General features: G+C 64.6%; 6 protein-coding genes and 1 pseudogene. All 7 read right to left on the reverse strand.

What is annotated here, in order from left to right; translation table 11 throughout:
* Positions 1-194, reverse strand: a 194-nt coding sequence (locus tag KBT70_RS00650; RefSeq protein ID WP_296627569.1) for an RNA polymerase sigma factor region1.1 domain-containing protein, incomplete at its 3' end; no start/stop codon positions are given.
* A gap of 118 nt (positions 195-312) precedes the next feature.
* Positions 313-2,265 carry a DNA primase gene (dnaG, locus tag KBT70_RS00655; protein ID WP_296627573.1) on the reverse strand — a complete coding sequence of 651 codons (1,953 nt, stop codon included), beginning with the start codon at positions 2,263-2,265 and terminating at the stop codon, positions 313-315.
* A gap of 40 nt (positions 2,266-2,305) precedes the next feature.
* The gene (locus KBT70_RS00660; RefSeq protein WP_296627575.1) at positions 2,306-2,593 is read right to left on the reverse strand and encodes a DNA primase; all 288 of its coding nucleotides are present in this window, start codon (positions 2,591-2,593) and stop codon (positions 2,306-2,308) included.
* 60 nt (positions 2,594-2,653) lie between these two features.
* Positions 2,654-3,211 (reverse strand): sarcosine oxidase subunit gamma, encoded by a 558-nt coding sequence (locus KBT70_RS00665; protein ID WP_296627577.1) that lies wholly within the window; start codon positions 3,209-3,211, stop codon positions 2,654-2,656.
* Complete coding sequence (locus KBT70_RS00670; protein WP_296627579.1) at positions 3,204-6,134, reverse strand: sarcosine oxidase subunit alpha family protein; 2,931 nt, start codon at positions 6,132-6,134, stop codon at positions 3,204-3,206. The genes KBT70_RS00665 and KBT70_RS00670 overlap by 8 nt, the downstream gene beginning before the upstream one ends.
* Complete coding sequence (locus tag KBT70_RS00675; protein WP_296627581.1) at positions 6,131-6,388, reverse strand: sarcosine oxidase subunit delta; 258 nt, start codon at positions 6,386-6,388, stop codon at positions 6,131-6,133. The genes KBT70_RS00670 and KBT70_RS00675 overlap by 4 nt, the downstream gene beginning before the upstream one ends.
* A gap of 56 nt (positions 6,389-6,444) precedes the next feature.
* Positions 6,445-6,593: pseudogene (locus KBT70_RS00680) on the reverse strand (sarcosine oxidase subunit beta); the annotation flags it as partial.

Genomic DNA, 6,593 nt, shown 5'->3' on the forward strand with positions numbered 1-6,593 from the left:
ATCGACATCACGTCTTCGATCTGTTCCGACGACACCTGATCCGGCGGCAGAACCTCGTTCAGCTGGTCATAGGTGATAAAGCCCTTTTCCCGCGCCTCCGCGATCATCCGCTTGACCGCCGCCTGGCTCATGTCGAGCGAAACCTCGGCTTCGACTTCCTCTGGCTTATCGTCGTCGGTATCTTTGGCGGCCATGAATGACTCCTCGGCTATGGGCGGGGCGGGTGATTCGGTTGACCCGAATCAATAGCGCGTTCTGATGATTCGCACACCCGTCTACCCTGATTTATTCGGCGCTTCCTTACGAAAACAATCATCGTCCCGGTTTAGAAAAGGTTATCTTGTCGAGCAAGGCGTCGAACTGTTGTTTCTCATCGCGTTTGATCCGCGCGCCATTTTCGCCCAGATCGTATTCGGCCCGGTCCTCTTGCTGGCTGCGCACCGCGCGATTTCGCGCCTCGGCGGCCTGCCCCAGACGCCATGTCAGGGACTCGTCGGCCAAGCCTTCAATGTCCTCGCTCGCCTCGGACATTTCCGCCATCCACCCACTCTGTGCCGTGAGCTTGGCCAATTCTTCGGTCAGGGTCAGAATCGCAAGCTCCTCATTTTCGGGGTGACGCACCGGGGGGATGAGGGCGACATGGGGCAAACTCATCAGCTTTTCAAGGGGTCCGGGGCCCATCTCGGCCTCGATCCGGCTGCGCAGGGTCGCGGCACCCTCCGCCGCATGGCGCAGGATCAGAGCACGCAGCCGGGCCAGTTCAGGATCACGACAGTCGAGCTTTTCAAGGCCCGCCTCGAACCGCGCGGCAACCGACGGACAGCAGATCAGCGTCGCCAGAACCACCGCTTCGCGCAGATGCACCGCGCCTTCCCCGCCCGCCGCCACCAAGAGCGAAGATTTGGTGGCCGCCCGCGCCGGTTCCGGCGGCGGCCATTTTTCGCCACGACGGGCACGCGGCGTGAACCCTGTGCCGCGGCGTGGATTAAAGAGCTGCCATCGCAGGTCCTTGATCGCCTGCCCGTAATGGCTGCGAATCGAGGGGTCGCGAATCAGCATGATCTTTTCGCGCAGCACCTTGTCGAGCGCCGCCTTGCGCTCCGGGCTGTCGAAATCGCGCCCCTCGGTTTCGCGCTGCCACAAGAGCTGCACCATGGGCCAAGCGCCCTCGATCCGCGCCTGCACCGCCCCTGCCCCCTCGGACCGCAAGAGATCATCCGGGTCCTTGCCCTCGGGCATCAGCGCAAAACGCAGCGACTTGCCCGCCTCAAGAAGCGGCAGCGCCAGATCAATGACCCGATAGGCCGCGCGCAGCCCTGCTGTATCGCCATCCAATGCAATCACCGGCTCGGGCGCGATGCGCCACATGAGTTGCAACTGATGCTCGGTCACAGCTGTGCCCAAGGGGGCCACCGCCGCCCCGAACCCCGCCGCGACCAGCGCGATCACATCCATATAGCCTTCGGCCACGATCAGCGCCTGGCCCTTGCCCACCGCCTCGCGCGCAGGCCCGTGATTGTAGAGCGTGTGGGATTTGTCAAAAAGCTCGGTTTCCGGCGAATTCAGATACTTGGCCCCATCGTTCGGGTCCATCGCCCGCCCACCAAAGGCAATGCAACGCCCGCGTGCATCGCGAATGGGAAACATGATCCGGTTGCGGAACGTGTCATAGGGCTTGCCGCCCTTCTGGCTGTCCTTGGCCAGACCACAAGCTAGGATCAACTCCGGCGGCACGCCCTTCCCGGTCAGATGATCCCACAGGCCCTGCCAGCCATCGGGAGCAAAGCCCAGATCGAATTGCGCCTGCGTCGCCTCGCTCAGCTTACGTCCCCGGAGATAGTCGCGCGCCGCAGCCCCGGCCCCGCTGCGCAGTTGCAGGCCGAAATATTTGACCGCCTGCTCCATCACCTCGATCAATTGCCCGCGCCGGTCGGCCTTGGCCTGTGCCTGCGGATCGCGCTCGGGCATCGGCATGCCTGCCTCGGCGGCAAGGATTTTCACCGCCTCCATGAAATCGACATTCTCGGTCTCACGGACAAAGGAAATCGCATCCCCCTTGGCGTGGCAGCCAAAGCAATAGTAAAATCCTTTGTGGTCATCCACATGAAAAGACGCGGTTTTTTCTTGGTGGAACGGGCAAGGGGCCCACATGTCGCCCTTGCCGGGATTGGACTTGCGATTGTCCCACGTGACCTTGCGCCCAACCACATGGGAGAGCGACAGGCGATTTTGCAACTCGTCAAGAAATCCGGGGGGCAGGCTCATGCCCCTATATTGGGCGCGCGCGCCTCAGAGTCCAGAGGGCTTACTGCGCCTCGCATTGCGTGACATAGCTGCCCGCCACATCCTCGGCCAATTGCGCCTCGTCCAGCGAATAGACCCAATCCACCAAAGGCTGCACCGCAGGCGCATAAAGCGCCATGTCACCGGTCATCTCGGCGGTGATCGCGGTGATCGCGGCGGGGGCCTCTTCGCCCGATTTGCGCGCTTCAACGGCCAATGCCACGATCTCGCCCGTGGGCGCACACATCGGGTTCTCGGCCAAGGCCATCACGGGCAAGAGGCAAAGGGCGGCAATCAGCATGGGGCGCATGGGCGATCCTTTCATTCAGACCCGGCTCTCATAGGCCAGATTTCCGCCCCTGTCAGCGCCTTACATCAGGGAATTTTGTCGCGCCGCCACGCGGGCCATCGCGATCTCCACCTCATGCACCAAGGTCGTCGCCATCGAACGGAAGACCATGATCTGCCATGTCTGCGGCCCCAAGCGGCTCACTGACCCGGCCATATGCGCCACATCGGTGCGCGCGGTATGACCCGGCGCAAAGACTGCCTCTCGCAGATCGAGCGGACAGAGCCGCGCCAGAACCTCGGCCGCCTGCCGCCCCTCCAGGTGCACAACCGCCCAAGCATCCGTCTGATCTGTCAGCGCCGCATGGGCCGCCAAGCTCTCATCAGAGTCCGGTCCGATCAAGAGCGCCATCTCGCGCCCGAACCAGAGTGCGCGCGCCGCCGCCTGCCCTGTGATGCGCCCCGGCTCCGGCCATGCCACGCCATGCGCGGCCTGCATCACCTCGGATAACGCCGCCACCCGCCCCCGATAGGGCGCGAGGGACGTCATCCGACCCGGCACCACCTCGGTCAGGCGCAGATCGCCCACCGTCACCGGCAATAGCCCCGCGCAGGGGGTTTGTGCCTTGAATTCAGCCACGCAACCGCCCTCCTTCGGGATCAAATACCACCAGAGGTGTGACTTCGCACACTGTCTCGGACTTTCGCAGGTGATCCACCACGCGCACCCGTTCGCCCATCCGCTCCGGTCCGCGCCGCAGGAACCCGATGCCGGTCACATGCCCCAGCGTCGGCGAAAAACAGGCGCTCGTGACATAGCCTTGATCGTTGTCGCTGACCGCTTCGGCGTGCTCGTCAAAGATATGCGCGCCCGCCAGCAGCTCCTTGACCGCGCCCACCGGTTTCAGACCCACCATGCGCTCACGCTCCGGGTCCATCAGACCGGGGCGCGTCGCCGCCGCCTTGCCGATAAAATCCTTCTTGGCGCTCATCATTCCCTGCATCCCGATGTCAAAGGCAGTCACGCGGCCATGGATTTCAGCATGGGTGATGAACCCCTTTTCGATCCGCAGCACGTTGAGCGCCTCAAGCCCGTAGGCCCCGCCGCCCATCTCCTCGGCGTGCTTGACCAACGCGCCAAACAGCGCCGCCCCATAGCGCGCAGGCACCGCGATTTCATAGGCATGCTCGCCCGAGAACGAGATCCGAAAGAGCCGCGCCGCGACCCCGCCGATCCGGACCTCACCGCAGGCCATATAGGGAAATGCGGCGTCATCAATCGGCGCCTCCAGCATCCCATTCAGCACCGCCCGCGCTTGCGGCCCAGCCACCGCGAATTGCGCCCATTGCTCGGTGACAGACACGATCCGTACATCCCATTCAGGGCGCAACACCTGCGATACAAACTCGAGATGCCGCATCACCTGCCCCGCCGCTGCTGTGGTGGTGGTCATCACGAAATGGGTCTCGCCCATGCGCGCGCAGGTGCCGTCATCCATCACATGCCCGTCCTCGCGCAACATGAGGCCATACCGCACGCGGCCCACCTTCAGCGTCGAGAACATATTGGTGTAGACGAAATCGAGAAACCGCGCCGCATCCGGGCCTTGCACGTCGATCTTGCCAAGGGTGGACACATCGCAGATGCCAACCGATCCGCGCACCATCGCGACCTCGCGGTCACAGGATTGCCGCCAATGGCTCTCACCCTTTTGCGGGAAATAGCTCGGCCGATACCACAGCCCCGCCTCGATCATGGGCGCACCGCGTGCGATGCTCTCGGCATGCGACGTGGTGCGCCGCTCGGGGGCAAAGCCTTTGCCCTTGCCCCCCGCCCCCAAGGCCGCAATCGGCACCGGCACATAAGGCGGGCGAAAGGTGGTCGTGCCGGTCTCGGCAATGCCCTGCCCGGTCGCATCGGCCAGCACGGCCAAGGCGGCCACGTTGGAATTCTTGCCCTGATCCGGCGCCATGCCTTGCGTCGTGTAGCGCTTCATATGCTCGACCGAGCGGAAATTCTCGGCCGCCGCCTGCACCACATCCTTGACCGTCACATCATTCTGGAAATCGAGCCACGCCCGCCCCTTGCCCGGCACCTGCCAGAGCGGAAAGATGTCATAGCTGGCCTCTGCGCCCCTAGGTGCCGCCAAGTCTGGCGCGCGAAACCCAAGGTCTACCGCCACGGCCGCGCCCGCGACCAGACCGCTTTCCAGACAGGCACGGGTGGAAAACGCACCCGCCGCCGCCCCTGCCACGCGCATCCCCGGCACAGCATTCTCGGGCGGTAAAAACGCCTGCCGCGCCGCATCCCAAGTGGGCCGCGCGCCCATGTGACAGGCCAGATGCACCGTCGGGTTCCACCCGCCCGAAATCGCAAGGCAATCCGCGGCGATCCGGTCCTCTCCGCGCGCCGTGGCAAGCGTCACCGCCTCCAGTCCGCGCCGCCCGCTCGTGCCACAGACCTGCGCACCGGGATAAAACGGCACATCGAGATCAGAGCGCGCATAGGGGCGCGCGTCGATCAATGCCGCTACATGCACCCCCGCCGCCTGCAGATCGGCCACCGTGCGATGTGCGCTGTCATTATTGCCAAAGACCACCGTGCTCTGTCCCGGTGCCACGCCCCAGCGGTTGGCATAGGCCCGCACCGCCCCCGCCATCATCACGCCGGGCCGGTCATTGTTGGGAAAGGCGATGGCCCGTTCCAGCGCCCCCGCCGCCAACACCGCGCGCCGCGCCACGATCCGCCAGAAACAGCCCTTGGGCGCATGTGGTCTCTGCGCCACCCCCGGTGCCAGCCTCTCCAGTGCGCCATAGGTGCCGCCATCATAGACGCCGGTCACAGCCATGCGCGTCATGATCCGGACATTGGGCATCGCGGCCAGTTCCGCCGCAATCTCATCCACCCAATCGACGCCCGCCAGCCCATCGACCTCTTCACTCTCGGCCAAGAGACGTCCGCCAAGCCGCGTGTCCTCTTCGGCAAGGATCACATCCGCGCCCGCCTCTGCCGCCGCCCGCGCTGCCATCAAACCGGCAGGGCCAGCCCCGATGACCAGCACGTCACAATGCGCATAGGCCCGCTCATAGCGGTCCTCCGCCGCCTCGCCTGACAGCGCACCAAGACCTGCGGCGCGGCGAATGAGCGGCTCATACACCCGCTCCCAAAAGGCGCGCGGCCACATGAAGGTCTTGTAATAGAACCCCGCCCCCAGAAAAGGTGCGGCAAGATCGTTGACCGCCAACAGATCGAGCCCCAGAGTCGGCCAACGGTTCTGGCTCTGCGCCCATAGCCCCTCATGCATTTCGACGGTCGTCGCCCGCAGGTTCGGCTCTTGTGCCGCCCCCCGCCCGACCGTCACCAGCGCGTTGGGCTCTTCGCTGCCTGCGGTCATCACCCCGCGCGGGCGGTGATATTTGAACGACCGCGCCACCATCCGCACGCCATTGGCCAAGAGCGCCGAGGCCAGCGTGTCGCCTGCGAACCCCTTGTAGCTATGCCCGTCAAAGTGAAAACTCACCGGGCGCGTCCGGTCGATCAGCCCTTTGCCCTCGATCCTCATGCGCCCGCCTCCGTGGCAAGCGCCACGCCCAGAACCTCATGCGTAACCGTGTTGCGCGCGACGATGAGCCAAGAACCGCAACCCTGCTCGTGCTGCCACAGATCGCGGGTCACACCCGCCGGGTTGTCGCGATTGTGGATGTAATCATCCCACTCCGGTGCCCAAGCCTCGCCCTCGGGGCGCGCCAGCGCAGCCCCCTGATAGTAGAATTCGCGACGATCCCGCTCGCCACAGATCGGACAGCCAAGTCTCATCTTACCCGCGCTTTCATCGTTCCAAAAATACTCAAATCCCGCCCTCTGCGCGCCTCTCAATGCAGATTGTGCTGCGCGCCGGTGCCTTCTTCATCCATCAAACCCCGGCCCGTGCGGAACCGGTCCAGCCGGAACCCCGTGGCCGCCGGATGCGGGCGGTCCGTCGCAATAAGATGCGCCATAGCATCCCCCGAACCGGGCACAG

Source organism: Roseovarius sp., from assembly GCF_018066915.1.
Classification (GTDB): Bacteria; Pseudomonadota; Alphaproteobacteria; order Rhodobacterales; family Rhodobacteraceae; genus Roseovarius.